Origin of the sequence: Bacteroides caecigallinarum, from assembly GCF_016901995.1 — a bacterium.
In the GTDB taxonomy this organism is placed as follows: Bacteria; Bacteroidota; Bacteroidia; order Bacteroidales; family Bacteroidaceae; genus Phocaeicola; species Phocaeicola cellulolyticus.
Genome location: NZ_JACJLE010000174.1, coordinates 1 through 356, shown reverse-complemented (window position 1 = coordinate 356; position 356 = coordinate 1). Strand labels below are relative to the sequence as shown.

Annotated in this window: 1 protein-coding gene; it reads left to right on the top strand. The window is 25.0% G+C overall.

All coding sequences use genetic code 11. The features are described 5' to 3' along the window. Positions 1-76: 76 nt before the first annotated feature. The coding region (locus tag H6A61_RS15500; protein WP_275951562.1) for an RNA polymerase sigma factor at positions 77-356 on the top strand (280 nt) is incomplete at its 3' end.

Below are 356 nucleotides of genomic sequence, written 5' to 3'. Positions count from 1 at the left end.
ATTATAATCTTGGTTACCGTTTTTATATTGGCTCACCCATAGTATAGATACTTTTGCGTATATAAAATAATATATTATGGGAAATACTTGTTCAAGTTTGTCAGAAAATAAAGTTAGAATAATATCTGAAGTTTATTTGAAAAATAAAGACATGCTTTTCTATTATGTTTATAGTCATATAAATAATATAGAAGAAGCAAAGGATATAACGCACGATATATTTCTTCGTGCCATATACTATAATGAAGAATTGAAGGAAAATGGCATTATATCATTTTTATTTTCTATAGCTCGTAATTTGGTAATTGATTATGTTAGACATTTAAATACAAGACTTGAAGTAGATTCTTATATCT